Source organism: Bacillus sp. LR--39, from assembly GCF_053613335.1.
In genome coordinates, this window is record NZ_JBSIOT010000430.1 from 1 (window position 1) to 976 (window position 976).

Annotated in this window: 1 protein-coding gene; it reads left to right on the plus strand. The window is 50.5% G+C overall.

Annotated features, from left to right (window positions below):
- Positions 1–976 (plus strand): MFS transporter (locus ACWHAR_RS23810; protein WP_452088032.1); only part of this gene is annotated, 976 nt, incomplete at both ends.

Genomic DNA, 976 nt, shown 5'->3' on the forward strand with positions numbered 1-976 from the left:
GAGGTTTGCCTGTTCGGACTTGGTTCTTTGCTTGTTGCTTTGAGCCAAAGCTTCCCGCTCTTTCTGATATCGCGGCTGATTCAGGCGCTTGGAGGCGGCGGGATTTTCATCATCGGCAGCTCTCACATTCTCGCGACTCTCCCAAAGGAAAAACAGGGGCAGGCGCTTGGGCTGCTTGGCGCAATGAACGGGATGGCCGCTGTGCTCGGGCCAAATATCGGAAGCTTTCTGCTTGATTGGACCGGGTCTTGGCATTGGCTATTTTTGATTAATTTGCCGATTGCCGTGCTATTGGTTGTTTTCGGCGCATATTTTATCGCGGAAACAAAAGCACCTGAAGCTAAGCGCCTCGACGCAGCCGGAATCTTCCTTCTATCCCTGTCGATTTTAGCCGTGATGTACGGCATGACGAACCTTGACGGGGCAAATCTCTTACACAGCTTGGGGAATCCGGAGGTTTATGGATGTATTATTTTTGGCATACTTTGTTTTGCAGCGCTTATCTCGTATGAAAAGAGAGTTGAAATGCGAGGAGGCGATCCCATTTTGGCGTATTCTCTGCTGCGAAACCATATGTTTCAGCGCACGCTTATCATCGGTTTGTTATCCGGGGGGCTCTTGGCGGCAGTCATTTTTATCCCGTCATATGTCGAGCAGTATTTGGGTGTCCCTGCCGCAAAAGCAGGCTATTGGATGACACCGCTTGCGTTGGCTTCCGGAATCGGCGCTTGGCTTGGCGGAGCGCTTACCGACAAAAAAGGTCCTGTAAAAACCGTTATTCTTTCGGGAATCATCTCATGTGCGGGGTTTGCTTTATTTCCGCTCTGGGTGACGGAAAAATGGGAGTTTGTGATCGCAAGTGTGGCGGCTGGGATCGGTTTTGGTTTTCTGTTAGGCGCTCCGCTGAACGTCCTTGTATCAGAAGCGGCAAAAACAAATAAGGGTACAGCTCTTGGCACGCTTTCATTAGTAAGGC